The 26258-nt window shown below is 72.1% G+C and carries 21 protein-coding genes, 3 tRNA genes and 1 pseudogene; 11 read left to right on the forward strand and 14 right to left on the reverse strand.

Going from position 1 to position 26258, the window contains the following annotated elements; genetic code table 11:
• Nucleotides 1-126 precede the first annotated feature (126 nt).
• Nucleotides 127-972, reverse strand: coding sequence for a hypothetical protein (locus E6P78_RS27265; RefSeq protein WP_136206306.1), 846 nt, complete (start codon nt 970-972; stop codon nt 127-129).
• A 176-nt stretch (nt 973-1148) separates the two neighbouring features.
• On the opposite strand from E6P78_RS27265, the gene E6P78_RS27270 reads away from it, so the two are divergent.
• Entirely contained in the window at nt 1149-2240 is a 1092-nt protein-coding gene (locus tag E6P78_RS27270; protein WP_136206307.1) for a Glu/Leu/Phe/Val dehydrogenase dimerization domain-containing protein, read from the forward strand.
• 322 nt (nt 2241-2562) lie between these two features.
• Entirely contained in the window at nt 2563-2820 is a 258-nt protein-coding gene (locus E6P78_RS27275; RefSeq protein WP_136206308.1) for a DUF3073 domain-containing protein, read from the forward strand.
• Between the two features lie 161 nt (nt 2821-2981).
• Here E6P78_RS27275 and purM read toward each other — a convergent pair whose 3' ends face one another.
• From purM to E6P78_RS27300, 5 genes are all read right to left on the reverse strand, one after another.
• Nucleotides 2982-4055 carry a phosphoribosylformylglycinamidine cyclo-ligase gene (purM, locus tag E6P78_RS27280; protein ID WP_136206309.1) on the reverse strand — a complete coding sequence of 358 codons (1074 nt, stop codon included), beginning with the start codon at nt 4053-4055 and terminating at the stop codon, nt 2982-2984.
• A gap of 60 nt (nt 4056-4115) precedes the next feature.
• Complete coding sequence (purF, locus tag E6P78_RS27285) at nt 4116-5642, reverse strand: amidophosphoribosyltransferase (RefSeq protein ID WP_136206310.1); 1527 nt, start codon at nt 5640-5642, stop codon at nt 4116-4118.
• Between the two features lie 359 nt (nt 5643-6001).
• Nucleotides 6002-6865: an META domain-containing protein gene (locus E6P78_RS27290; RefSeq protein WP_136206311.1), complete on the reverse strand. Its 864-nt coding sequence runs from the start codon at nt 6863-6865 to the stop codon at nt 6002-6004.
• Nucleotides 6866-7078: 213 nt separating this feature from the next.
• Nucleotides 7079-7879 (reverse strand): maleylpyruvate isomerase family mycothiol-dependent enzyme, encoded by an 801-nt coding sequence (locus tag E6P78_RS27295; protein ID WP_136206312.1) that lies wholly within the window; start codon nt 7877-7879, stop codon nt 7079-7081.
• A 172-nt stretch (nt 7880-8051) separates the two neighbouring features.
• Entirely contained in the window at nt 8052-8675 is a 624-nt protein-coding gene (locus tag E6P78_RS27300; RefSeq protein WP_136206313.1) for a TetR/AcrR family transcriptional regulator, read from the reverse strand.
• Between the two features lie 294 nt (nt 8676-8969).
• Between E6P78_RS27300 and E6P78_RS27305 the strand changes: the two genes are divergently transcribed.
• Nucleotides 8970-10445, forward strand: coding sequence for an MFS transporter (locus E6P78_RS27305; RefSeq protein ID WP_136206329.1), 1476 nt, complete (start codon nt 8970-8972; stop codon nt 10443-10445).
• A 163-nt stretch (nt 10446-10608) separates the two neighbouring features.
• On the opposite strand, the gene purL is transcribed toward E6P78_RS27305, so the two are convergent.
• The 3 genes from purL to purS are packed head-to-tail and all read right to left on the reverse strand — an operon-like array spanning nt 10609 to nt 13792.
• Nucleotides 10609-12858, reverse strand: a complete 2250-nt coding sequence (gene purL, locus E6P78_RS27310; RefSeq protein ID WP_136206314.1) for a phosphoribosylformylglycinamidine synthase subunit PurL — start codon at nt 12856-12858, stop codon at nt 10609-10611.
• Nucleotides 12855-13535: a phosphoribosylformylglycinamidine synthase subunit PurQ gene (gene purQ, locus E6P78_RS27315; RefSeq protein ID WP_136206315.1), complete on the reverse strand. Its 681-nt coding sequence runs from the start codon at nt 13533-13535 to the stop codon at nt 12855-12857. Before purQ ends, purL begins: the two co-directional genes overlap by 4 nt.
• Nucleotides 13532-13792: a phosphoribosylformylglycinamidine synthase subunit PurS gene (gene purS, locus E6P78_RS27320; protein WP_018554113.1), complete on the reverse strand. Its 261-nt coding sequence runs from the start codon at nt 13790-13792 to the stop codon at nt 13532-13534. Before purS ends, purQ begins: the two co-directional genes overlap by 4 nt.
• Nucleotides 13793-14177: 385 nt before the next feature.
• Between purS and E6P78_RS27325 the strand changes: the two genes are divergently transcribed.
• The 8 genes from E6P78_RS27325 to E6P78_RS27360 all read left to right on the forward strand — a co-directional run bounded on the left by E6P78_RS27325 (nt 14178) and on the right by E6P78_RS27360 (nt 19088).
• Entirely contained in the window at nt 14178-14513 is a 336-nt protein-coding gene (locus E6P78_RS27325) for an Lsr2 family protein (RefSeq protein ID WP_206307928.1), read from the forward strand.
• Nucleotides 14514-14714: 201 nt separating this feature from the next.
• Nucleotides 14715-14786: transfer RNA gene (locus E6P78_RS27330), tRNA-Gly, on the forward strand.
• Between the two features lie 80 nt (nt 14787-14866).
• Nucleotides 14867-14939: transfer RNA gene (locus tag E6P78_RS27335), tRNA-Gly, on the forward strand.
• A gap of 309 nt (nt 14940-15248) precedes the next feature.
• Entirely contained in the window at nt 15249-16193 is a 945-nt protein-coding gene (locus tag E6P78_RS27340) for an ABC transporter ATP-binding protein (RefSeq protein WP_136206316.1), read from the forward strand.
• The gene (locus tag E6P78_RS27345; protein ID WP_136206317.1) at nt 16190-16999 is read left to right on the forward strand and encodes an ABC transporter permease; all 810 of its coding nucleotides are present in this window, start codon (nt 16190-16192) and stop codon (nt 16997-16999) included. The genes E6P78_RS27340 and E6P78_RS27345 overlap by 4 nt, the downstream gene beginning before the upstream one ends.
• A gap of 18 nt (nt 17000-17017) precedes the next feature.
• Nucleotides 17018-18385 carry a histidine kinase gene (locus tag E6P78_RS27350; RefSeq protein WP_136206331.1) on the forward strand — a complete coding sequence of 456 codons (1368 nt, stop codon included), beginning with the start codon at nt 17018-17020 and terminating at the stop codon, nt 18383-18385.
• Complete coding sequence (locus tag E6P78_RS27355; protein WP_136206318.1) at nt 18382-18993, forward strand: response regulator transcription factor; 612 nt, start codon at nt 18382-18384, stop codon at nt 18991-18993. The genes E6P78_RS27350 and E6P78_RS27355 overlap by 4 nt, the downstream gene beginning before the upstream one ends.
• Before the next feature lie 22 nt (nt 18994-19015).
• A tRNA-Gly gene (locus tag E6P78_RS27360) sits at nt 19016-19088 on the forward strand.
• Between the two features lie 57 nt (nt 19089-19145).
• Here E6P78_RS27360 and E6P78_RS27365 read toward each other — a convergent pair.
• The 5 genes and pseudogenes from E6P78_RS27365 to E6P78_RS27385 all read right to left on the reverse strand — a co-directional run.
• Nucleotides 19146-20060, reverse strand: a complete 915-nt coding sequence (locus E6P78_RS27365) for a phosphoribosylaminoimidazolesuccinocarboxamide synthase (protein WP_136206319.1) — start codon at nt 20058-20060, stop codon at nt 19146-19148.
• A 328-nt stretch (nt 20061-20388) separates the two neighbouring features.
• Nucleotides 20389-21852 carry a N,N-dimethylformamidase beta subunit family domain-containing protein gene (locus E6P78_RS27370; RefSeq protein WP_136206332.1) on the reverse strand — a complete coding sequence of 488 codons (1464 nt, stop codon included), beginning with the start codon at nt 21850-21852 and terminating at the stop codon, nt 20389-20391.
• A gap of 198 nt (nt 21853-22050) precedes the next feature.
• Nucleotides 22051-23772, reverse strand: coding sequence for a hypothetical protein (locus E6P78_RS27375; RefSeq protein WP_136206320.1), 1722 nt, complete (start codon nt 23770-23772; stop codon nt 22051-22053).
• A gap of 218 nt (nt 23773-23990) precedes the next feature.
• Nucleotides 23991-25268, reverse strand: coding sequence for a phosphoribosylamine--glycine ligase (gene purD / locus E6P78_RS27380; protein ID WP_136206321.1), 1278 nt, complete (start codon nt 25266-25268; stop codon nt 23991-23993).
• 206 nt (nt 25269-25474) lie between these two features.
• A pseudogene (locus tag E6P78_RS27385) lies at nt 25475-26258 on the reverse strand (DNA polymerase III subunit gamma and tau); the annotation flags it as partial.

The raw sequence follows: 26258 nt of genomic DNA on the forward strand, positions 1-26258 counted from the left end.
CTATCCGTCACGGTTGAGGCAAAGGCCCGGTTCGGGACGTAGGTCCTGGGCCCTGTCGTAGCGCCCCCTGAGACGCTTCCGCCCCTTCACCCTCACGTGTCACACACGAAACAGGTTCATCGCCCGTCAGTTGGCGAACTGACGATCCCTTACGGCCCGCCACCGATCCGCGAGACGCCCGTACGCCTCGGCCGCCTTCTCGGCGTCGCCCGCACGCAGCGCGGCGATGCCCTCGGCCACATCGGCGGCGCTCCGGTCCTCCGCGAGCTGCCGCTCCGGCAACGCGTGCACGAGCCCGCCGTAGTCCAACTCGACGAGCGCGCGCGGATGGAACTCCTCCAGCCACCGCCCGACGTCCACCAGGCCCGCGGTCAGCGGCCCCTCGTCCATCGTCTCCCGCAGCGTCCTGAGCGACCTGGCCAGCCGGCGCCGCGCCTGGACCATCGGCGTGCGGTACCGGAAGACGGGCGGCTCCCCGTCCTTCCCGGCCGTCACGTGCTCCCGCTCCTCGTCCACGAACAGCACGAACCAGCGCACCGGCACCTGCCACACCGCCGTCCTGATCCACGGCCGGGCGTCCGGATTGCGCTCCGCCCACCGCTCGTGGTCGGCCAGCGCCTGGCCGCGCACCACCGGGGGAAGCACCGCGTCGAGCACCGGCCCGGGGAACATGTCCGCCAGCCCGTCCAGGGCCAGCCAGCCGCGCAGCCGGGTCCGCCACGGGCACACGCACACCACGCCGTCCACCTCCGCGACGAAGGCGTCCGCGCTCTCGTGCACGGGCACCCCGGCGGGCGGGGTCGCCGCCAAATCGGCCAGCGAGCGCCGCAGTTCGTCCTGGGCGGTGGGAACCCGGTCCCGGGCCGCATAGCGGGCCCAGTGCGCGCGCTCGGCCTCCGGGAAGGCCGCCAGTGGCTCGTAGACCCGGAGGTAGGACGCGTAAGGGACGAGCACCGAAGACACCACCGACATGCGGTGATCGTGTCACGCCTGTCCCCCGGTAGGGGGTGATCCTCGGCACTGGACCGGATCTACGCGCGCGTAGGACTTACGCTCTTGCCCAGTCGGACCGTCCGTGGGGTCGGTCCGGGGGCCCTCCCCACCTTCAGGAGGGTCTTTCCGCCGCTTCGTACTTGGGAGTCACCACAGTGACCGATGTGACCGGCGTGCCTGTCGATGTCCTGCACACCCTGTTCCACTCGGACCAGGGCGGACACGAACAAGTCGTCCTCTGCCAGGACCGTGCCAGCGGCCTCAAGGCCGTCATCGCGCTCCACTCCACCGCCCTGGGCCCGGCCCTCGGCGGCACCCGCTTCTATCCGTACGCCTCCGAGGCGGAGGCCGTCGCCGACGCGCTGAACCTCGCGCGCGGCATGTCGTACAAGAACGCCCTGGCCGGTCTCGACCACGGGGGCGGCAAGGCCGTCATCATCGGCGACCCGGAGCAGATCAAGAGCGAGGAACTGCTGCTGGCCTACGGCCGGTTCGTGGCCTCGCTCGGCGGCCGCTACGTGACGGCCTGCGACGTCGGCACGTATGTCGCCGACATGGACGTGGTGGCCCGCGAGTGCCGCTGGACCACCGGCCGCTCCCCCGAGAACGGCGGCGCCGGCGACTCCTCCGTGCTCACCGCGTTCGGCGTCTTCCAGGGCATGCGCGCCTCGGCCGAGCACCTGTGGGGCGAGGCGACGCTGCGTGGCCGAAAAGTGGGGGTCGCGGGGGTCGGCAAGGTCGGCCACCACCTCGTCGAGCACCTGCTCGCGGACGGCGCCGAGGTCGTGATCACCGATGTGCGGGATGAATCCGTGCGCCGGATCACCGAGAAGCACCCCGAGGTCGCCGTGGCGGTCGACACCGAGGCGCTGATCCGCACCGAGGGCCTGGACGTCTACGCCCCGTGCGCGCTGGGCGGCGCCCTCAACGACGACACCGTGCCGGTGCTCACCGCCAAGGTGGTGTGCGGCGCGGCCAACAACCAGCTCGCGCACCCGGGCGTCGAGAAGGACCTCGCGGACCGCGCCATCCTGTACGCGCCCGACTACGTGGTGAACGCGGGCGGGGTCATCCAGGTCGCCGACGAGCTGCACGGCTTCGACTTCGACCGGTGCAAGGCCAAGGCCGCGAAGATCTTCGACACGACGCTGGCCATATTCGCACGTGCGAAGGAAGACGGCATCCCGCCGGCCGCCGCGGCCGACCGGATCGCCGAGCAGCGGATGGCCGAGGCCCGCCGCCGCTGATCCCCGCGGTCCCGGGGGCCGCCGGCCACGGCCGGTGGCCCTCTTTCGCGCGCGCCGGACCGCCGACGGGGGAGACAAGACTCACGCCGGTCGGCGGGTCGCCTGCCGATAAGAGGTTAAAATCGCAGTTGACCAGCGAGGACGGGGCGTCTCGCGGGTCCTCTTCCGGGGCGCGTGATGCGGGCGGCGTACCGTATGGCCGCAGAAGCAGGTACCGTTAAAGCTCTACAGGCACGGTCTCTCTGCCGAGAGTCCGTCCTGAAACATGAACGCGTGTCAAGACTCTGGGGCCGTCGAGCCCCGTCACCGAGGGGGTCGAGCCATGGGGCGCGGCCGGGCAAAGGCCAAGCAGACCAAGGTCGCCCGCCAGCTGAAGTACAGCACCGGCGGGACTGACCTGTCGCGTCTGGCCAATGAGCTGGGCGCATCGCCTTCGAGTCAACCACCGAACGCGGAGCCGTTCGAGGACGACGACGAGGAAGATGACCCGTACGCACAGTACGCGGATCTCTACAACAACGACGAGGACGAGGACGGGGACCAGCAGTCCGGTCCGTCGTCCAAGCGCCGCGGCGCTTGACCTCGCGCTGACACATCGACCCGGTCCGGGCCTGTCCCGGACCGGGTTCTGTGCTGTCCCGGTCCGGAGCGGGCGAGGCGGCCGGTGACCGGGCGGGCCCGAGGGGCCGCCCGGCGTTCCGTGCGTGTTCCTGCGGTGCGGAAGCGACCGCCGGTCCTCACTCAGCGCGCGTACGCGCCCACGAGCTCAGCGCCCGTCGTGTGGGCGCCTCGGTCGGTGATCTCGCCGGCGACCCAGGAGTCGACGCCGCGGTCGGCCAGGGTGGTCAGCGCCGCGTCCACCGATTCGGCGGGGACGATCGCGATCATGCCGACGCCCATGTTGAGCGTCTTCTCCAGCTCCAGCTGCTCGACCTGACCGGCCTTGCCGACGAGGTCGAAGACCGCGCCAGGGGTCCAGGTGGAGCGGTCCACCGTCGCGTGCAGGCCGTCCGGAATGACCCGGGCCAGGTTGTTGGCGAGGCCGCCGCCGGTGACGTGGCTGAAGCCGTGCACCTCGGTCGTACGGGTGAGGGCCAGGCAGTCCAGCGAGTAGATCCGCGTGGGCTCCAGGAGCTCCTCGCCGAGGGTCCGGCCGAACTCCTCGACCTGGCGGTCCAGCGTCCAGCCGGCCCGGTCGAAGACCACGTGGCGGACGAGCGAGTACCCGTTGGAGTGAAGACCGGAGGACGCCATCGCGATCACGGCATCACCCTTGCGGATGCGGTCGGGGCCCAGCAGGCGGTCGGCCTCGACCACGCCCGTACCGGCACCGGCCACGTCGAAGTCGTCCGCGCCCAGCAGGCCCGGGTGCTCGGCGGTCTCCCCGCCGACCAGGGCGCAGCCGGCCAGGACACAGCCCTCGGCGATGCCCTTGACGATGGCCGCGACACGCTCGGGGTGCACCTTGCCGACGCAGATGTAGTCGGTCATGAACAGCGGCTCGGCGCCGCAGACGACGAGGTCGTCCACGACCATGCCGACGAGGTCGTGGCCGATGGTGTCGTACACGCCCATCTGGCGGGCGAGGTCCACCTTGGTGCCGACGCCGTCCGTGGCGGAGGCGAGGAGCGGACGCTCGTAGCGCTTGAGCGCCGAGGCGTCGAAGAGGCCGGCGAAGCCGCCGAGACCGCCGAGGCCCGCGACCTCGGGGCGCTGCGTCTTCTTCACCCACTCCTTCATCAGCTCGACGGCGCGGTCGCCGGCCTCGATGTCGACGCCCGCTGCCGCGTAGGAAGCACCTGTTGTCTCAGACATTGCCTGGGATCTTTCGTGTGGAAATACGGGGCTGGGGGAAGGGCTGCCGGGCGGTCCGGGTCACGGACGGCGCAGCGCGTCGGCCGCGGCCGTCGCCGCAGGGCCTGCCGCCAGCTCGGTCTCCAGCAGCTGCTTGCCGAGCAGCTCCGGGTCCGGAAGCTCCATCGGGTACTCGCCGTCGAAGCAGGCGCGGCACAGGTTCGGCTTGTCGATCGTCGTCGCCTCGATCATCGAGTCGATCGAGATGTACGCGAGCGAGTCGGCGCCCATGGAGGTGCCGATCTCCTCGACGGACATGCCGTTGGCGATCAGCTCGGCGCGGGTCGCGAAGTCGATGCCGAAGAAGCAGGGCCACTTCACCGGCGGGGAGGAGATCCGGATGTGGATCTCGGCCGCACCGGCCTCGCGGAGCATCCGGACCAGGGCGCGCTGGGTGTTGCCACGGACGATCGAGTCGTCCACGACCACCAGGCGCTTGCCCTTGATGACTTCCTTGAGGGGGTTCAGCTTGAGGCGGATGCCCAGCTGGCGAATCGTCTGGGACGGCTGGATGAAGGTCCGGCCGACGTAGGCGTTCTTCACCAGTCCGGCGCCGAACGGAATCCCGCTGGCCTCCGCGTAGCCGATGGCCGCGGGGGTGCCGGATTCCGGGGTCGCTATGACCAGATCGGCCTCGACGGGCGCCTCGGCGGCCAGCCTGCGGCCCATCTCCACGCGGGAGAGGTACACGTTGCGCCCGGCGATGTCGGTGTCGGGGCGGGCCAGGTAGACGTACTCGAAGACGCAGCCCTTGGGCTTCGCTTCCGCGAATCGGGAGGTACGCAGACCGTTCTCGTCGATGGCGACGAGCTCGCCCGGCTCGATCTCGCGGACGAAGCTGGCGCCGCAGATGTCGAGGGCGGCGGACTCGGACGCGACCACCCAGCCGCGCTCCAGGCGGCCGAGGACCAGCGGGCGGATGCCCTGCGGGTCACGGGCGGCGTAGAGCGTGTTCTCGTCCATGAAGACGAGGGAGAAGGCACCCCGCACCTCGGGAAGCACCTTGGTGGCGGCCTCCTCGATGGTGAGCGGCTTGCCGTCCTCGTCGGTCTGGCCGGCGAGCAGCGCGGTCACCAGGTCGGTGTCGTTGGTCGCGGCGACCTGGGTGGCGCGGCCGTCCTTGCGCGGGAGGTCGGCGACCATCTCGGCGAGCTGGGCCGTGTTGACCAGGTTCCCGTTGTGTCCGAGGGCGATCGAGCCGTGCGCGGTCGCACGGAACGTCGGCTGCGCGTTCTCCCACACCGAGGCACCGGTGGTGGAGTAGCGGGCATGACCGACCGCGATATGGCCCTGGAGCGATCCCAGGGAGGTTTCGTCGAAGACCTGCGAGACCAGTCCCATGTCCTTGAAGACCAGGATCTGGGACCCGTTGCTCACTGCGATGCCCGCGGACTCCTGTCCACGGTGCTGCAGGGCATACAGTCCGAAATAGGTGAGCTTGGCGACCTCTTCGCCCGGAGCCCAGACACCGAAGACGCCGCAAGCGTCCTGGGGGCCTTTCTCTCCGGGGAGCAGGTCGTGGTTGAGTCGTCCATCACCACGAGGCACGCCACCGAGTGTAGGGGAGATCGACCACTGGTCCGAATTGGGGATGCCCCGCCGGACCGCCGGGGAGGGGCCCCCGAAACGCCCTCCCGGGACCACCGGAACGGTCACCCGCAGTGACCGCCGTCCCGTCCTGGTCTACGCGCGGCGACCGCCGCAGGGCAGGCGACGCCCGGATCACCGGCCGGTTACCGACAGGTTCCGGCCATGCGGTCGACCGCATCCGCAGGCCCGTTCGTGGCGCTCCGTGAGGCGGCTCGTGGCGGCCGCGCCGGGAAGGCCCGAACGGTCGTTTCGTGGCGAGCCTCACACCGGCGCCGCCCGGTATGCGGCATCTCGGGGCGTCCGGCGGCCGGTCGCGGTCAGCCGTTCCCGTCGGCAGCCGAGGCGCCGAGCCCCTTGGTGCCGTCCTCGGTGGTGAGGGTCAGGGTGCGCTGGTCGATGCCGAAGGTCGTCCGAGTGCCGTCGAGCACCGCCCGTACGGCACGCTCCAGCCGCATGTCGGGGTCCGGGCACGTCTTCCGGGTGGTGGTGAGCGGGCCGAAGGCGATGGTGGAGCCGGAGACCTCCGCCGTCCCCCGGAAGGTGTTGCAGCCGAGGGTGCCGTGGACGGTGCCGTCCCGGCCGAAGGCGATCCGTGCCTTGTCCTGCGTACCGCTGGGCACGGACGAGGCGCTGGAGCCGGTGGCCAGGGTGGTGACCCGCCAGTCGGTGCCGGCGAGTGGGACCGGGCGCCGTGCGGTGAGGGCGATGGTGTCGCCCTCGGCGGTGGTCAGGGTGAGGGTCCTGTTCTTCACGGTGGCGGTGAGCTTGCCGCTGAAGGCGCCGGCCAGGAGCGATTCGAAGCGCTGGATGGCCGGTTCGCAGCCCATCTGGGTGGTCGTTCCCGGCTCGACGGTGAGGATGTGGCCGTCGAGCCGTGCCTGCGCGGTGAACCGGTTGCAGCCGTAACTGCCGCTCGCCCGCCCCTTCGCGTCGATCTCCACGTACGCGCCGGTCGGGGCGTCGGTGCGCCGCCCGCCGACCGTCATCGAGTCGACGCTCCAGCGCACGCCGGTGAGGGACTGGGCGGGCTGTACGGAGCCGCTGTCGCCGGCGGGGGCCGACCGGGGACCCGAGCCGGGCCCGTCGGCCGGCTCCGTGCCGCAGGCGGTGAGGGCGAGCAGGGCCAGAAGGCCGACAGCCAGAGGTCGCCGCCGCGTGGAGAGCTGCGTGGTGAGCTGCATGGGGGTGAGACGGCCGGCACGGGCGACCCGGTTCCCGGGCTCGGCCATCGGGGGCCGGGCCCAGATCCCTTTTCAGGTCCCGGGTCCGGTGCTCCTCGGCAGGTCCAGGTCCCGGGCCGCCTACATCCGTTCCAGGTCCCGGGCCGCGTCGACCGGTCCCGGGCCGCCAAGACCCGCTCCGGGCCCCGCTCCAGGTCCCGGTCCAGGTCCCGGTCAGCCCATGAGGGGCAGCAGGGCGGACAGGTCGGCCCGCTCGCCGCTGGCACCGACCTTCGCCGCGTCGACCTCCCGCGCCCACTTCGTGCGCCCGGTCGCCAGCCGTATCCAGGTCAGCGGATCGGTCTCCACGACGTTGGGCGGGGTGCCCCGGGTGTGGCGCGGGCCCTCGACGCACTGCACCACGGCGAACGGCGGGACACGCACCTCGACCGCACCGCCGGGCGCCTTCCGGGCCAGGGCGTCGGCGAGCAGCCGGGTGCAGGCGGCGAGCGCCTGCCGGTCGTACGGGATGGAGAGCCCGGTCGCCTCGTTGAGGTCGTACGTGTGGACGACCAGCTCCACGGTGCGGGTGACCAGGAAGTCGCCGAGGCGCATCGCCCCGACCCGGGTCGCCAGCAGCCGGTCCTCGGACGCCGTCGGCACCAGCGCCTCGAAGCGGGCGGCGACCTCCGCGTACAGCGCGCCCAGGTCCGGCGCGTCCGCGGCCCGTGCGGCGGTGTCGTCCGCGATCCGCGGGGCGCGCGCCGCCGTGGTGAACGGCCACTCCAGGAGGGAGACCTCGGGCCCGGCCAGGGCCGGGGCGGGGAGCTCCAGGGTCTGGCTGACGTGCGAAAGCGCCATGGTGACGTGGGCGGCGAGCTCGCGCACCGTCCAGTCCCCGAGGCCGCTCGGGGAGGCGAGCTGCTGCGGGGTCAGGGTGCGGACGGCGTCCCGTACGTGGGCGAACTGGGCGAGGACCGCGGTGCGGGTCCTGACCGGGTCGTAGCGACGGGCGCGCTTCTGCGAGGGCGGCATGGTGCGGAGCCTACGACGCGGCACTGACAGACCGGCCGGGGACGGGATGCGGGACGCGGGATGCGGGCCGGGATACGTCCCGGGCCGGGGACGCGGCGCCGGGATCGGGAGGCGGCTCCCGGCCCGGGAGCGGGAGGCGGCGCCGGGGCCCACGTCGCGGCGCCGGGGCCCACTACGCGAGCAGGCCCTTCTCCAGCAGGTCGAAGCCCCGGCCGGCGAGGACGACGGCGTCCGCCGCGACCGCGTCGGCGGATTCACCGGCCAGCAGGCGCCGGTGGTTCTCGGTGAGCAGCGCGTTGCGGGTACCGAGCAGCTGGGAGGCGACGACGCGGGCGATGACCGGCTCCTCGCCCTCCTCGATCAGGACGTCGGTGAGCTGGTCGAAGGTGCGGACGAAGAAGGCGTGGGCGCGGGTGAGCAAGGACGGCGTCTCCTGGATCAGCCGGACCAGACCGAGCGCCACCGGGGAGTCGCACATCCCCACCGATGCGTCCCGGCGTTCGACGGCCTCCAGGAACTGCCGGCGCAAGGCCGCGACCGCGGATTCGCCGGGCGCGCGGTCCCTCACGATCTGGGCGGTGTCGCCGATGTGCTCCTCCATCGGCGCGAAGACCAGGTCTTCCTTGCTGTCGAAGTAGTTGAAGACGGTCATCTTCGACACGTCGGCCGCCTCGGCGATCTCCGCGACCGAGACCTGGTCGAAGCCGCGATCCGCGAAGAGCTTCGTGGCCTGTGCCAGCAGACGGCGTCGGGTCTCGATCTTCTTGCGCTCGCGCAGGCCCATCCCCTCGGTCATGGCTTCACTGTACCAGGATGAAAAATAATCCCGGATGAAAATTTGACTGAGTACATTACTGCCCCGGACAGTGAGGCGACCACGGCGTGCGCTGTCCGCGCCGCCCAGGAGGGGAGCCCCGCCATGCCCGAAGCGAAGACCACGGCCGAAGCGAAGACCACGGCCGAGACGCAGACCACGGCCGAAGCGGCGAAGACCGGGCCGGAGACAGAAACCGCCGCCGGACCGGGGACGGCGGCCGAACCGGGCGCCGTTGCCGACCGGCCGCCCGGCACCCGAGGCGTCACCATCGCGGTGGCCCTCTGCATCGTCACGATCCTGCTGGCCGTCCTGGACTCGAACATCGTGTCCTCGGCGACCGTGCCGATCGTCCGCGACCTCGACCCCGTCCACGGCGTCGACCGGATTCCCTGGCTGATCGCCGCCTACCAGCTCGCCGCGACCGCCGCGCTGCCGCTGTACGGGAAGCTCTGCGACTCCCTCGGCTCGAAGATCGTCTTCATCGGGGCGCTCGCCACCTTCCTGACCGGATCGGCGCTGTGCGGGATGGCCCAGTCCATGGGCGAGCTGATCGCCGCGCGCGCCTTCCAGGGCATCGGCGGCGGCGGGCTGATGAGCGTCACCATGGTCGTCCTGCACCAGCTCGGTCCGGCAGACGAAGCGAAGGACGGTGCGGCGGCCGGGAACGGAGACGCCCAGGGCGAGCCCGGCAGGAAGCGCGGCGGCGACTCGAAAGGCAGCATCGGCGGGATCATCGCCGGCGCGGGCATGGCGCTCGGCCCCTGGCTGGGCGGCGCCCTCGCCGACCACGCCGGGTGGCGGTGGATCTTCTACGTCAACCTGCCCGTCGGCATCGCCGTCCTCGTGGCCGCGATCACCTTCGTGAAGCTCCCCGTGCGCACCACGCGCCACCGCATCGACTTCCTCGGCGCCGGTCTCGCGGCCGCCTTCTCCACCGCGCTGCTCCTGGTCGCCGAGTGGGGCGGCGAGGAGTACCCCTGGACCTCCCCCACCATCGTGGGCCTGGTCGTCGCCGCCGTCGCCGCCCTCGGCCTGTTCCTGTGGCGCCAGGCCACGGCCGCCGAACCGATCCTGCCCCTCTCCCTCTTCGCACTCCGGCCGATGCGGTACGGCTTCGCCGTCCAGGGCCTGGTCGGCGTCGCGATGATGGGGTCGATCGTCTACGTGATGATCTACCTCCAGGTCGTACGGGGTGTCGCGGCGACCTCGGCCGGACTCTTCCTGGTCCCGATGGCGATCGGCATGACCGTCGTCGGCCTCGTCTCGGGACGTCTCGTGGCGGCCGGCTGGTCGCAGAAGACGTTCGTCCTCAGCGGCACGGTCTTCGCCTCGGCCGCCCTCGCCCTGCTGACCACGCTCGGCACGGACACCGGCCTGTGGACGGTGCGCGGCGCGATGCTGCTGATGGGTATCGGGTTCGGCCAGCTCATCGGGCAGCTCATCCAGCTGGTCCAGGAGACCGCCCCGCCCGGTCAGCTGGGTGTGGCGACCACCGGGGTCCGCTTCTTCCAGACCCTCGGCAGCGCGCTCGGCGCCTCCGTCTTCGGGGCCGTACTCAGCAGGGTCTACGCGGACAGGGGCCCCGGCGGGACCACCAGCGACATCGACGGGCTCACGGGCGCGGCCCGCCGGCAGGCCCTGGACGCCTTCGTCTCCTCGACCGACGTGGTCTTCGCCTGCGCCACCGGCGTCATGATCCTCGCCCTGCTCCTGGCCACCCGACTGCCGGGCACCCGTACAAGGACCTGAGTTTCCCGTACGCACGCACGTGCAGGCGATCCCCGTACACACATCCCGCCGTTCCCGTACGCACATGCCGATGATCCCCGTGCGCATCGCGAAAGCCCCCGACCGGTCGGACCGGTCGGGGGCTTCGGCTGAGGCGTACCTCTGAGGCGTACCTGCCCGCGGGCTACGCGAGCAGCGCGGGGATCGTGTCCTCGTGCGCCGTACGCAGCTCGCTCAGCGGGATGCTGAACTCGCCCTGGACCTCGATCTCGTCGCCGTCCACGACACCGATGCGGGTCACGGGCAGACCGCGCGCCCCGCACATGTCGTTGAACCGCAGCTCCTCGCTGCGCGGCACCGAGACGACCGCGCGGCCCGCGGACTCCGAGAACAGCAGCGTGAACGCGTCCAGGCCGTCCGGCACGACCAGCCGGGCACCCTTCCCGCCGCGCAGGCAGGACTCGGTGACCGCCTGGATCAAGCCGCCGTCGGACAGGTCGTGCGCCGCGTCGATCATGCCGTCGCGGGACGCCGAGATCAGGATCTCGGCGAGCAGCTTCTCGCGGCCCAGGTCCACCTTGGGCGGCATACCGCCGAGGTGGTTGTGGACGACCTCGGACCAGGCCGAGCCGCCGAACTCCTCGCGCGTGTCGCCCAGCAGGTAGAGGAGCTGGCCCTCTTCCGCGAAGGCGACCGGCGTGCGCCGCGTGACGTCGTCGATCACACCGAGCACGGCCACGACCGGCGTCGGGTGGATCGCCGTCTCACCGGTCTGGTTGTACAGCGACACGTTGCCGCCGGTGACCGGGGTGCCCAGCTCCAGGCAGCCGTCCGCGAGACCGCGGGTGGCCTCGGCGAACTGCCACATGACGTCCGGGTCCTCGGGCGAGCCGAAGTTCAGGCAGTCCGAGATGGCGAGCGGCTTGGCGCCGGAGGCGGCGACGTTGCGGTACGACTCCGCCAGCGCGAGCTGCGCGCCGGTGTACGGGTCGAGCTTCGCGTACCGGCCGTTGCCGTCGGTCGCCATGGCCACGCCGAGGTTGGACTCCTCGTCGATGCGGACCATGCCGGCGTCCTCGGGCATCGCGAGCACGGTGTTGCCCTGCACGAACCGGTCGTACTGGTCCGTGATCCAGGACTTCGACGCCTGGTTCGGCGAGGAGACCAGCTTGAGGACCTGCTCGCGCAGCTCGGCGCCGTTCGCCGGGCGGGCCAGCTTGCCGGCGTCGTCGGCCTGAAGCGCGTCCTGCCAGGACGGGCGGGCGTAGGGGCGGTGGTAGGTCGGGCCCTCGTGGGCGACGGACCGCGGCGGCACGTCCACGATCTGCTCGCCGTGCCAGAAGATCTCCAGCTGCGAGCCCTCGGTCACCTCACCGATGACGGTGGCGATGACGTCCCACTTCTCGCAGATCTCCAGGAAGCGGTCCACGTGCTGCGGCTCGACGATGGCGCACATGCGCTCCTGCGACTCGCTCATGAGGATTTCCTCGGGCGAGAGGGAGGAGTCGCGCAGCGGCACGGTGTCCAGCTCGACGCGCATGCCGCCGGAGCCGGCGGAGGCCAGCTCGGACGTGGCGCAGGAGAGCCCGGCGCCGCCGAGGTCCTGGATGCCCGCGACGAGCTTCTCCTTGAAGATCTCCAGGGTGCACTCGATGAGGAGCTTCTCCTGGAACGGGTCGCCGACCTGCACGGCGGGGCGCTTGGCCGGGCCGGTCGACTCGAAGGTCTCCGAGGCCAGCACGGAGACGCCGCCGATGCCGTCGCCGCCGGTGCGGGCGCCGTACAGGATGACCTTGTTGCCGGGGCCCGAGGCCTGCGCGAGGTGGATGTCCTCGTGCTTCATCACGCCGATGCAGCCGGCGTTGACCAGCGGGTTGCCCTGGTAGCAGGCGTCGAAGACGACCTCGCCGCCGATGTTCGGCAGGCCCAGGCAGTTGCCGTAGCCGCCGATGCCCGCGACGACGCCCGGCAGGACGCGCTTGGTGTCGGGGTGGTCGGCCGCGCCGAAGCGCAGCGGGTCGACGACGGCGACCGGGCGGGCGCCCATGGCGAGGATGTCGCGGACGATGCCGCCGACGCCGGTGGCCGCGCCCTGGTAGGGCTCGATGTACGAGGGGTGGTTGTGCGACTCGACCTTGAAGGTGACCGCGTACCCCTGGCCGACGTCGACCACACCGGCGTTCTCACCGATGCCGACGAGCATGGCGTCGTTGGCGGGGACCTTCTCGCCGAACTGCTTGAGGTGGACCTTGCTGCTCTTGTACGAGCAGTGCTCGGACCACATCACGGAGTACATGGCGAGCTCGGCGCCGGTGGGACGGCGGCCCAGGATCTCGCGGATGCGGGCGTACTCGTCCTCCTTGAGGCCGAGTTCCTTCCAGGGCTGCTCGGTGTCCGGGGTTTCGGCCGCGTGCTTGACCGTGTCCAGGCTCATGCGTTGACCAGCTTCTTGATGATCGAGGTGAAGAAACCGAGACCGTCGGTGCGGCCGGTGCCGATCAGCGGCTCCACGGCGTGCTCCGGGTGCGGCATCAGGCCGACGACGTTGCCCGCGGCGTTGGTGATGCCGGCGATGTCACGCAGCGAGCCGTTGGGGTTGCCGCCGAGGTAGCGGAACGCGACGCGGCCCTCGGCCTCCAGCTCGTCGAGCGTGTGCTCGTCGGCGGTGTAGCGGCCGTCCATGTTCTTGAGCGGTACGGAGATCTCCTGGCCCGCGGAGTAGTCCGAGGTCCAGGCGGTCTCCGCGTTCTCGACGCGCAGGGTCTGGTCGCGGCAGATGAAGTGCAGGTGGTTGTTGCGCAGCATCGCGCCGGGCAGCAGATGCGCCTCGGTCAGGATCTGGAAGCCGTTGCAGATGCCGAGGACCGGCATGCCCGCCTTCGCCTGCTCGATCACCGTCTCCATGACCGGCGAGAACCGGGAGATGGCTCCGGCGCGCAGATAGTCGCCGTAGGAGAAACCGCCCGCGAGGATGACCGCGTCGACCTGGTGCAGGTCCTTGTCGCGGTGCCACAGCGATACGGGTTCGGCGCCCGCGACCCGTACGGCCCGAAGGGCGTCCTGGTCGTCGAGCGTGCCCGGAAAGGTGACGACTCCGATACGAGCAGTCACTTCGACTCCTCGGCCTTCTCCACCTTCACGGTGAAGTCCTCGATCACGGTGTTGGCGAGGAACGTCTCCGCCATCTCGTGAATACGGGCGAGGGCGGCGTCATCGACCGGCCCCTCGACCTGCAGCTCGAAACGCTTTCCCTGACGTACGTCCGCGATTCCCTCGAAGCCGAGACGGGGCAGTGCGCGCTGCACCGCCTGTCCCTGCGGGTCGAGGATCTCGGGCTTGAGCATGACGTCGACTACGACGCGTGCCACTGGCACTCCCGGTGTGGTGGTGTGGTGCGGCTGTTTCTCCGGGGGGTTCCCCAGACCCCCGCGGGTCCACTCAGCCTACCTGCCCGGAAATTCTACGCGGGTAGATATCAAACGGGGCAGATCACACCGAGATATCGGCCGATCACCGGACCACGGAAATCCGGCGAAACAAATGATCGCCGACGGCACACATAGCGGGCGGACACGCGCAGGTAATTGCCTGGGCTTCACAATGCGGCACCAGTCGCTGTACAAATGATTACCGGGGAAAGCAGGATTGCCCCTGCAGCACCGACAACAGTCGGCCCGCATCCGCGCTCACAGCCGGAAGGCCGGCATCGGCGCATGTCAGAAGCGTCGATGCCGTAGGAAAGGACCGATATCCGTGGCTCAGCGCGTAGTGGTCACACTCTCCGACGACATCGACGGGGGAACAGCGGCGGAAACGGTCACCTTCGCCCTCGACGGGAAGTCGTACGAGATCGACCTCAATCCGTCCAACGCAAAGAAACTGCGCAAAGCCCTGGCCCCGTACATGGCGGCCGGCCGCAAGCAGACAAATGCCGGCAAACACGGCAAGACTCCCGTCTCGTACCGGCACACCTCGCTCGCGCCCGATCCCGCGGCGGTGCGCGCCTGGGCGCGCTCGCACCGGATGGACGTGCCGGCCCGGGGCCGGATTCCCAAGAGCGTCTACGAGGCGTTCCAGGAAGCCAGTTGACCCGACGGGACCACCGGCGGGCGGACTTGAGGGCGGACCGGCCGGCCGCGCCGGGTGCCCGCGCCGGACGCGCCCGATGCCCCGTCAGGGCCCCCCGGGACGACGCCTCGAGGGAGCCGACTTGCGCGACACCCCCGCAGGTCGGCTAGAGTCTGGAGCACGCCGAAGGGCAAGGCCGAAAAGCCGAACCCCAAGCAGCGTGCGGGTGTAGTTCAGTAGTAGAACATCCCCCTTCCAGGGGGAAGGCGCAGTGTGCAATTCCTGTCACCCGCTCTGCATCACTCTCCAGGACCACTCCGGTGGATCGGGTAGAGTAGTGCTCGCTCCACCGGTGAAAGCCGAGTGGTTGCAATGCGGACGTAGCTCAGTTGGTAGAGCGCAACCTTGCCAAGGTTGAGGTCGCCAGTTCGAACCTGGTCGTCCGCTCGCATATCGAAGGCCCCGGTCGATTTCGACCGGGGCCTTCGTCGTACCGGGGCCTTCGTCGTACCGGGGCCTTCGTCGTACCGGGGCTGGGCTGGCGGGGCCTTTGCCGTCGGGGCCTTGGTCATACCGAGGCCGTCGCCATACCGAGGCCGTCGCCATACCGAGGCCGTCGTCGTATTCGACGCCTTCGCTTCTTCCCGTGTCTCCGTTTGCTTTCCCGGCCCGCGTGCCACCACCCATGACGTTTGTCATGGGTGGTGGTGACAGCGCGCACTGCCGTCGGCCGTCTGCCGGCGGAAACCTTGAGACATGACCAGCGACGACATGTCCCGTGAGTGCGTGATCCAGGCGGATGACGTCCGGCGCAGTTACGCCGGCGGCTTCGAGGCCGTGACCGGTGTCTCCTTCAGCGTGGCGCGCGGCGAGCTGTTCGCCCTGCTCGGCACGAACGGCGCCGGTAAGACCTCTACCGTCGAGCTCCTGGAGGGCTTGGCCCGCCCCGACGGCGGCACGGTCCGGGTGCTGGGCCACGATCCGCACACCGAGCGCGCCCGGGTGCGCCCACGCATAGGCGTGATGCTCCAGGAAGGCGGCTTCCCGTCCGAGCTGTCGGTGGCCGAGACGGTACGGATGTGGGCGGGCTGCACCAGCGGCGCCCGACCGACCGGCGAGGCTCTGGAGCTGGTGGGGCTCGGCCACCGGGCCCGCGTCCGGGTCAAGCAGCTATCCGGCGGCGAGCGGCGGCGGCTGGACCTGGCTCTTGCCCTGCTCGGCCGGCCCGAGGTGCTCTTCCTCGACGAGCCGACCACCGGTCTCGACGCCGAGGGCCGGCGCGACACCTGGGAGCTGGTGCGCCTCCTCCAGGAGGACGGCATCACCGTGCTGCTCACCACGCATTACCTGGAAGAGGCCGAGGCGCTCGCGGACCGGCTGGCGATCATGCACCGCGGCCGGATCGTGACCGCGGGCACCACCGCCGAGGTGACGGCTGCCCGCCCCGCCCGCATCCGCTTCGAGCTGCCCGAGGGCATACCCGCGGCGCGGCTGCCCCTGGGGCTCCGCGCCGCCGCCGAGGGCCCGCGGATCGAGATCCGTACGCACCGGCTCCAGGATTCACTGACCGAACTGCTGCGCTGGGCCGCGGAGTCGGACGTCCCGTTGCTGGGGCTCGACGCCCGTTCGGCCTCGCTCGAAGAAGCGTTCCTCGACATCGCGAAGACCGCCGCCCAGACCGAAGGGGTGCCTGTTCCATGACGACCGCGACCACCGCCGCACCGACCACGACGCGCGCCACGGGGACGACGGCCCGGACCCGGCTGACGGCCCTCGGACGGGCCGAACTGACGCTGCTCGCCCGAAACCGGACAGCGATCTTCGTCGCGCTGTTCATGCCGGCGGCCATGATCATGGCCATGAAGTCGACGTTCGAGAAGCTGGACCTCAAGGGCACCGGGCTCACCGTCGCCGGGGCGGCGCTCGTCGGCGGCATAGGGACGGTACTGATCCAGGCCGTCTACATGAACCTGGTCGCCGCCTACGTGGCGCGGCGTGAGGAGCTGGTCCTGAAGCGGCTGCGCACCGGCGAGGTCACCGACGGGGAGATCCTCGCCGGCACCGCCCTGCCGGCGGGCGCGCTGGCCCTGGCGCAGAGCGCGGTGATCGTCGCCGCCGGCACAGCCTTCTTCGGCCTCGGAGCGCCCGAACGCCCCGAACTGCTGGTGGCTGGGCTGCTGTTGGGCGTGGTACTGCTGACGGCACTGGCCGCGGTCACGTCTGTGGGTACCCGCACGGTGCAGACCGCCCAGCTGACGACCCTGCCGCTGTTCCTCGTCTCGATGATGGGTTCGGGCCTCTTCGTCCCGCTCGAGATATTCCCCGACCGGCTCGCGCAGGGCTGCGAACTCCTGCCGCTGACCGGAGTGATGACCCTGGTCCGGGCCGGCTGGCTCGGCGGCGCCGGAGGCACGGAGCTGCTCGGTGCCGCACTGACCGGGCTGGTCTGGACGGCGGTGGCCGTGTTTGCTGTGCAGCGGTGGTTCCGCTGGGACCCGCGACGCTGAGAGGGAGGACGGGCCGTGATGCGCCTGAGGGGCTGGCGCCGCAGCTGGCAGGAGCGCGGCAAGATGGAGCGGATCGATCTGTACTCGCGGTTCACCATCTCCTGGATGCCCTGGATCTTCGCCCTGGCCTGGCAGGGGGCGCCCTTCCACTCGGACATCCGCCACGAGCCGCTACCGCTGGCTCTGGGTGTGGCGCTGCTCCTGGTGAGCGTGGCGCAGTGCGTGCTGAGCAACCGCAACCTGTCGGCGTCCTACGAGCACTACCTCGGGACCTCCGTCTTTCCCGGGCGGCGCCTGCTCGTCCCCGTGGTGCTCATGCTGCTGGCCATCGGGCTGCTGGCGGCGATGACCGGCGTGGACGGGGTCCGTGGCTCGGGACTGCTGCTCATGGCCCTGAACGCTCCGATGGCGCTCGTGATCACCCGGGTGCTCCTGGTCCCGGTCCGCAGGTTCGTCATCGAGTCGCTCTGCCTCACCGCCCTGACCACGGGGGCGCTCGCCGCGGCCGGTGCGCGGGGCGGCACCCTGGCCGGTGTGGCGCCCTCCACCCTCTTCGGCTGTGTGCTGGTCCTGATCTCGGTACGGCCCAGCGCCTGGAGCATGAGCGTGATGTGGCAGGCCGAGCAGGCCCGGGGCATACAGGCCAGGCTCGCCGTGGCCGAGGAGCGGCTGCGGTTCGGGCGCGACATGCATGACGTGCTGGGCCGCAACCTCGCGGTGATCGCGCTCAAGAGCGAGCTGGCGGTGGAGCTGGCGCAGCGCGGCAGGCCCGAAGCGGTGGATCAGATGGTCGAGGTGCAGCGGATAGCGCGCGCCTCGCAGCAGGAGGTGCGCGACGTGGTGCGCGGTTACCGGGAGGCCGACCTGATGACGGAACTGGCCGGCGCCCAGGGGGTGCTGAGCGCGGCCGGAATCGAGTGCGTGGTGACCGGTGACAGCCGTAAGGGACTGCCCGCGCCCGTGCAGGCGGCGCTCGGCTGGGTGGTCCGCGAGGCGGCGACCAACGTACTGCGGCACGGCGACCCCCGGCGCTGCGTGATCCGGCTGGACACCACCGAGGACGCCGCCGTGCTGCACGTGGAGAACGACGGGGCTACGGCCACCGCGACGGCCACCGCGTCCGGCGGTCAGGGCTCCGGGCTGGCCGGCCTCCGTGAGCGGCTGGGCGCGCTCGACGGCTCACTGGAGGCGGGGCCGGCGGAGGGCGGGCTGTTCCGGCTGACGGCGACCGTCCCGCTGGGCGACTGGGAGGAGGCGGGTGAATCCGACAGGCCTTCCCGTGACGGTGGCGGGGTAACGGTTCCCGGGGCGAGGCGTCCGGGCTCCTTGGTGAGTCCCGGTGTGGTGGTGGGCCCGGGGCCGGGCCTTGTGGAGGGACGACGATGACCGCGGTACGGGTGCTGCTCGCCGACGACGAGCATCTGATCCGGGGCGCGCTCGCCGCCCTCCTCGCGCTGGAGGACGACCTCGTGGTGGTCGCGGAGGCGGCGACGGGTCCGGAGGCGCTCGCCATGGCCCGGGCGCACCGCCCCGATGTGGCGGTGCTGGATCTGGAGATGCCGGGGGCGGACGGTGTGAGCGTGGCCACAGCGTTGCGGGCCGAGCTCCCGGACTGCCGGACCATGATCGTGACCAGTCACGGCCGGCCGGGCCACCTCAAGCGAGCGCTCGCGGCGGGGGTGCGGGCGTTCGTGCCGAAGACCGTCAGCGCCCGTCAGCTGGCCGGGATCATCCGTACCGTGCACGCCGGGAACCGTTACGTGGACCCGGAGTTGGCGGCGGACGCGATCGCCGCCGGGGACTCGCCACTGACCGTGCGCGAGACCGAGGTGCTGGAGCTGGCGGCGGACGGGGCGCCGGTCTCGGAGATCGCCGACCGGGCGTCGCTGTCGCAGGGGACCGTGCGGAACTACCTCTCGGCGGCGGCATCGAAGCTCGGGGCGGAGAACCGTCACGCGGCAGTGCGTCTCGCACGCGAGCGGGGTTGGGTATAGTGGTTCTCGCGCTTCGGCGCTTGCGGACGTAGCTCAGTTGGTAGAGCGCAACCTTGCCAAGGTTGAGGTCGCCAGTTCGAACCTGGTCGTCCGCTCGGTTCAGCAAGAAGCCCCCGGCCTTTCGGCCGGGGGCTTCTTCGTGTGCGGGGTGGCTACTTCCAGGGCGTGCCGGTGAGGAGTTCGTACGCCTCCACGTACTTGGCGCGGGTCGCGTCCACGATCTCCTGGGGCAGCGCCGGCGGGGGCTGCTCGCTCTTGCGGTCCCAGCCGGAGGCCGGGGAGGTCAGCCAGTCGCGCACGAACTGCTTGTCGTACGAGGGCTGGGCGTGGCCCGGCTCCCAGGAGGCGGCCGGCCAGAAGCGGGAGGAGTCCGGGGTCAGCACCTCGTCGGCGATGATCAGTTCCTCGCCGCCGTCGGCGGTGGGCGCGAAGCCGAACTCGAACTTGGTGTCCGCGAGGATGATGCCGCGCTCGCGTGCGACGTCGCGGGCACGGCCGTAGACGTCCAGGGTCGTCCGGCGCAGCAGCGCGGCCGTCTCGGCGCCGACCTGGTGGGCCACCTCCTCGTAGCTCACGTTCTCGTCGTGGTCGCCGACGGCCGCCTTGGTGGCGGGGGTGAAGATCGCCCCCGGGAGCTCGGAACCGTCGACGAGGCCGCCGGGGAGAGCGAGGCCGCAGACGGTGCGGGACTCGTTGTACTCGATGAGGCCGGAGCCCGTCAGGTAGCCGCGGGCGACGCACTCGACCGGGACCATCCGCAGCGACTTGCAGATCATGGTGCGGCCCGCCCAGTCGGCGGGGGCCCCGGCGGGCACCTCGGTCGACAGGACGTGGTTCGGGACGAGGTCGGCGAGCTGGTCGAACCACCACATCGAGAGGCGGGTCAGGACGCGGCCCTTGTCCGGGATCTCGGTCGGCAGCACCCAGTCGTACGCGGACATCCGGTCGCTGGCGACCATGACGAGGTCACCGGCCTCGTTCCGGTACAGGTCGCGCACCTTGCCGGTGTGCAGGTGGGTGAGTCCCGGTACCTGCACGGGCTCGGGCTTTTCTACAAATCCGGACACGCTGCCTCCGCGTAGGTTGTTCCAGGAACCGTTCCGATTGTCCCGTATCCGGGAGCGGACGGCTGCGGAGGGGGTGCCGACCGGGTGCCCCGGGAAGCGCGCGGCGACCGTCCGCGGCCCAGGCGCGCTCACCTCGGGCGCGCTCGCCTCGGACCCGCGCGTCGCAGGCGCGCTCGCCTCAGGCCCGGTCGCTTCGGGTGCGCTCGTCGCAGGCCCGCTCGTCGCAGGCCCGGTTGCTTCGGGCGCGCTCGTCGCAGGCCCGCGCGTCGCAGGTCTGCTCGCCTCGGGCACGCTCGTCGCAGGCGCGCTCGCCTCGGGCCCGCTCGCCTCAGGCGCGCTTGCAGATGCGGTCGAGGAGGTTGGCGGTGGCGCGCTGGATGCGGGGGTCCACATGGCCGGGGCGGTCCAGGGCCGGGGACCAGGCGAAGGTGCCCGAGGCGAAGACGAGCGCGCCGGACGGGGCCCGGTACAGGGACGTCTCCTGGTGGCGCTTCGCCCCTTCGCTGTCCTGGTACGGGGAGTGGGCCAGCAGGATGCGGTTGTCGTGCTCGGGCAGTGTGGTGCGCGGGAAGTAGCGGTCGGCCTCGCCCGCCACCAGGCCGTCGATCTCGTCGCCCTCGCCGGCGCCGGTCGCGTCCCACAGCCAGTGCTCGGCGTTCCGCACGACCAGGGGGTGGGGTTCGGGGACCCGGCCCGCGTACTGGATGCCGAGCAGCTGCTGCTCGGGGCGGTCGATCTCGCGCCAGAGCGCGGGCTTGCCGGGGCCGCGGCGCTTGCGGCAGGTGAGCAGCCGGTCCGGGACGCCGGACGCCGAAGGGCCGAGGCTGACCTGCCAGTACATGGTGTTGGCGGAGAGGTAGACCAGGGAGGTGCCGTTGTCGCGGGCGCGCTCGGCGGTGCGGCGCATGGGCACCGACCAGTACTCGTCGTGGCCGGGGAAGACCAGGCCCCGGTAGCGGGTCGGGTCGACCCGGCCCGCGTGCAGGTCGCGGGTGTCGGCGTAGGCGATGTCGTAGCCGTAGCGCTCGGCCCAGCGGATGAAGTCGTAGGCGTGTCCGACGTGCAGCGGGAGGCCCGCGCCCGCGTAGGGGCGGTCGAAGGAGACGGTGACCGCAGCGTCCTCCTCCCCCAGCAGCCGGCCCTCCTCGTCCCAGGCGTGGTAGAGGCTGGCGCCGGTCCGGCCGTCCTCCGGGTAGAGGTTGTACGCCTGCCACGTGATGTCCGGGAGGACCAGCAGCAGGTCGGCCGGGTGGTCGTCGCGGACGGTGAACGGGACGTGGGAGCGGTAGCCGTCGAGCGTGGTGAGCACGGCGACGTACGCGCCGATCGACCAGTACGAGGGGATCTGCAGCCGCCAGGACTGCCACCAGTGGTGGCAGGAGACCGTGCGGTCGGCGGTGAGGGGCGGCGGCTGGACGATACCGGACAGCCGCGGGCTCGTGGTGATCTTGGCGGCGCCGTCGCCCCCGTAGTGGCCGATCCGGTAGACGTCCACGGAGAACTGCTGGGGCGGGTCCACCGTGATGTGGAAGTCGATCGCCTCGCCGGGGGCGGCCGCTCCGGTGGAGGCGAAGCCCTTGATCTGCCGGCGCACGTCGTCGGCGGTACGCGTGCCGCCGTCGGTGGAGCCGCGGGGCAGCGTGGGGTCCGCGTACCAGGGGACGACCTGGCCGGTGTCGTCGAAGTAGTTCTCACTGCCGCGCAGCCAGGGCAGTGGCCCCTGGCCGAAAGGGTCGGTCACGGCATGCGCCAGGGCACCCGATTCCCACCGACGGATCTGTTCCGCCCCCATCACGCTCCCCCTCCCTCAGGCCCCCGGATCAACAGTGGTGCGCCGACTGTCAGCGCCGTTCCCCAGCACATCACATAACGCACGCAGTCCGTCACCGTTCGTCGCGAATTGACGTGAACGGAACTCGATGCTCCGGTTATGGACTTGTTCTCCGGTGTGTTTCGTACATCCGTTCCCGGGCCCGTTTCGGACGTCGCTTCAGCCGAGGCGGACCGGCTTGTCGGTGCGCACGCCGACCGAAGCCAGCCAGGAGCGCAGCGGGCCCGCGTCGCCGTCCTCGATCAGGCTGAGGACCGGGCTGCCGAGATCCGCCCGGCGTTCGCCGTCGACCAGCAGCGCGGGCCCGTCGAGCCAGTCGAGGCCGGGCGCCGCGCCCGCCGTGTCCACGGCGGCGCAGCAGACCATCGCCGCGACGTGGTCGACGAGCAGATCGGTCCCGGTACGGGGCGGCTGGAGCGGGAAGAGCGGCAGCGGGTCGGGCCCCCACAGGGCCAGTACGTCGTCGCCCGAGCCGGAACCCACGGCGGAGCCGCCCGCCGCACCGGAACCGCCCGCCGCACCGGAACCGCCGGAGGCCGCCGCGTCCGGAGCCCGCTCCTGGGCCTCGGCCTCCTCGCGAGCCACCGCGGCGCTGATCCCGGCCGCCAGCTCCTCGCCGCCGCGCTCCCCCGCCTCCAGATGCTCCACGACGCGCGCCAGCGTGGGCACCCCGCCGACGCCTGCGGCGGGCGGAACCCCCATGGCGTCCAGGACGCGGTGCAGCCGGGCCGCCTCCGAGCGCCACTTACGGTCGACGACCTCGTCCGGATACTGCTGCCAGTCCACCGGGGACCAGTCGGGGCCCGTCTCGGCGGGCCCGCCGTGGAAGAGCCGGGCCGCCAGCAGGGACGCCGCCTCGTCGGCCGCCCCCGGCTCCTCCAGGAGGTCGCAGGCGGGGCGCTCGCCGAGCCGGGAGGCGTACCCCTCGGCCAGCCGGTCGCGGCGGGAGAGCTCGGTGAGGGCGGAGACGACTCCGGCGTCCAGCTGCGAGGGCCAGCGGCCCATCCGCCAGGCGGGCAGCGCGACCCGGGTCAGCAGCCGGTCCCAGCCGGCGTAGGCGAGGCCGACCTGCTCCTGCGCGACGATCCGCAGCCCGTAGTCCACCGCCTGGGCGCGCGTCGACGCGGCGGCGGCGACGCCCCGCTCCATCTCGGCGGCGTGACCGCGGCAGCTGCGCAGCAGTATCCGGGCGATCCGGCCGACGAAGGCGCGCGGCAGCCACAGGGCCCTGCGCAACAGGCCCCGGGCGGGGGCGGAGGCATCGGCGACCGCCCCGTCGAGCCCCCGGACGAAGCGCCGGGCCGCGGCTATGTCGGGGTGGGCGGAGGAGCTGGTGCCGGCGACGACCGGGGCGAGCACCGCGCGCAGCTCGGCGACCCGCATCCACCACAGGAACGGGGAGCCGATGACCAGCACGGGGGCGGCCTCGGCCCGGCGGGCGGGGCCCGCGGACTCGCGGCCCGCGGCCGGGTGGGTGCGGTCCTCCAGCCAGCTGTCGCAGTCGGGCGTGAGGGCTATGGCCGAGGGCGCGGGCACCCCGAGGCGGTCCGCCAGGTCGTGGACCAGCCGGTAGAGGTCGGGGGCCGCTTTCTCGCCGAGCGGGACGGTCGGGCTGACCGCTGGCTTCGCCCGTGCGACCGTGACGGCGACGGCCGCCGCGACCAGCAGGACGACGACCGCGCAGCCGGCCACTGCCCAGCGCACGGCGGCCCAGCCGCTGCCGTCTGTGAAGCCCTGCGCGCCCGCGGCGAACAGGACCACGGCCAGCGCGGCGGGCAGCACGGCGACCGCTGCCGCCCTGCCGCGGATGCGCAGCAGGGCGAGCGCCCGGGCGCGCGCTGCCTGCGCACCCAGCTCCTCACCTGTACCGGTACCGGACACGGCCGGACGTCACCCCCTCTGCCCCCACGGCGGTGTTGCTCACTCCCCCACTGTGGCACCCGCCACTGACATCGCAATGCCGGTGGGCCAAGTGCCGGAACGCTTGCGCCGCACCCTAGTTGGGGCTTCGGCGGGCGTCATCCGGATGGCTCAGCCGTCACCCGATGGAATGGCTTTGGGCAAAGGTGCCGACGCGGAAGGGGGCCGAGGGGTACGGGTCAGACCACCGTGGTCCGAGCCGGCCGGGCGTCCTCCGCGGCCTTCTTCGCGATGTCCGTACGGAGCTGGGAGCCGTCGAGCCGAATCCGGGCCGCCGCCGCGTAGGCGCGCTCACGGGCGCCCGCGAGGTCGTCGGCCGTCGCCGTGACGGAGAGCACGCGGCCGCCCGCGCTGACGACCGTGTCGCCGTCGAGCCGGGTTCCGGCGTGCAGCACGTACGCGTGCGGGGCGTCCTGCGCCGCGACCTCGTCCAGCCCCTGGATCGGGTCACCCGTGCGCGGGGCGCCCGGGTAGTTGTGCGAGGCGATGACCACGGTGACGGCGGCGTCGTCGCGCCACTTCAGCGGCGGCAGCGCGTCCAGGGTGCCGTTGGCCGCCCCGAGCAGCACACCGGCCAGCGGCGTCCGCAGGCGCGCCAGGACCACCTGGGTCTCCGGGTCGCCGAAACGGGCGTTGAACTCGATGACCCGTACCCCGCGCGAGGTGATCGCGAGGCCCGCGTACAGCAGCCCCGAGAACGGCGTACCGCGCCGGCGCAGCTCGTCCACGGTCGGCTGGAGGACCGACTGCATGACCTCGTCGACCAGCTTGGGGTCCGCCCACGGCAGCGGGCTGTACGCGCCCATCCCGCCGGTGTTCGGGCCCTCGTCGCCGTCGAGGGCGCGCTTGAAGTCCTGGGCGGGCTGGAGCGGCAGCACGGTGGTGCCGTCGGTGATCGCGAAGAGGCTCACCTCGGGGCCGTCGAGGAACTCCTCGATGACCACCCGGTCGCAGGCCAGCGCGTGCGCGCGGGCCGCCTCGACGTCGTCGGTGACGACGACGCCCTTGCCGGCGGCCAGACCGTCGTCCTTGACCACGTACGGGGCGCCGAACGCGTCGAGCGCGGTGTCGATCTCGGCAGCCGTGGTGCACACGTAGCTGCGGGCGGTCGGTACGCCCGCCCCGGCCATGACGTCCTTGGCGAACGCCTTGGACCCCTCCAGCTGGGCGGCCGCGCCGGACGGGCCGAAGCACGGGATGCCGGCGGCACGCACCGCGTCGGCGACCCCGGCGACGAGCGGCGCCTCGGGGCCGACGACCACCAGCCCGGCGCCCAGCTCGGTGGCGAGGCGCGCGACGGCAGCGCCGTCGAGGGCGTCGACCGGGTGCAGTTCGGCCACCTCTGCGATGCCGGCGTTGCCGGGGGCGCAGTACAGAGCGGTGACGTCGGGGTCGAGGGACAGAGAGCGGCACAGGGCGTGTTCGCGGGCGCCGCCGCCGATGACGAGGACCTTCACGGGGTGCAGCCTAGCCGCCGGGGCGCGGCGCCCTTGACGGCCGCCGATCCGTGGACAGGGGGGCGGTGCGCCGGGCGATCCGTGGGCATCGGGCGCGGGCGGTGCGCCGGGCGATCCGTGGGCAGCGGGCGCGGGCGGTGCGGCGTCGGTGCACGCGGGCCGCCGCCGCCCGCGGGGGCACCGCCGTCCGGCGCCCCGCCCCGGCGCTACTCGTTGGTGAACTCCTCCACGACGGTGGCGCCCAGCTCGCGGACGATCAGCTCGTGCCCGGAGAGGGCGGAGTCGACGAGGTCCGGATCGTCGGCCTCGGGGATGTCGTCCTCGGGGGCGACCGGCCTGGGCGCCTCGGGAGCGGCGTACGGCGTGGGCGGAGGCCCGGCCTGGGGCCCGCCACCGCTCGGCTGCTGCGGGTCGGGCGCGGGGGCCGGTGCGGGCGCGGGCCGTGACTCGTACGGCTGCGGCGCGGGAGCTGCGGGGCGCTGCGGGGCGGGCGGCGGGGTGTACGGGCGCTGACCGCCGGCCTGCGGCTGCGGGGGCTGTCCGGCGCCCCCGGACGGGTCGACGATCGCCTCGATCTTCCACTGGGCGTTGAACCGCTCGGCCAGTGCCTGCTTCAGCACCTCCTCGCTGCCGCTGCTCGCGAAGTTGTCGCGGGCTCCGGCGTTGAGGAAGCCGATCTGCAGGGTGCTGCCGTCGAACCCGGTGACCTGGGCGTTCTGGCTGAGAAGAATCCACGTGAAGCGTCGGCGGTTCTTGACCGCCTCCAGGATGTCGGGCCACATGTTGCGCACCTGGCCGGCGCCCTGCGCCACGCCCGGGGCGGGCTCAGGGGCGGCGGGTGCGGGTGCGGGGGCTGCGGGGGCAGGCGTTACGGGCCCTGCGGGGGCGCTCTGCGGGGCGGGTGCCCGGCCCGGGGTGGTGGCCGTGGGCCAGCCTCCGGGCCGGCGCCCCTGCTCGGTGCCTGGCCCGCCGCGGCGTCCGCCCCAGATC

It is taken from the genome of Streptomyces sp. A0958 (genome assembly GCF_004795035.1).
Classification (GTDB): Bacteria; Actinomycetota; Actinomycetes; order Streptomycetales; family Streptomycetaceae; genus Streptomyces.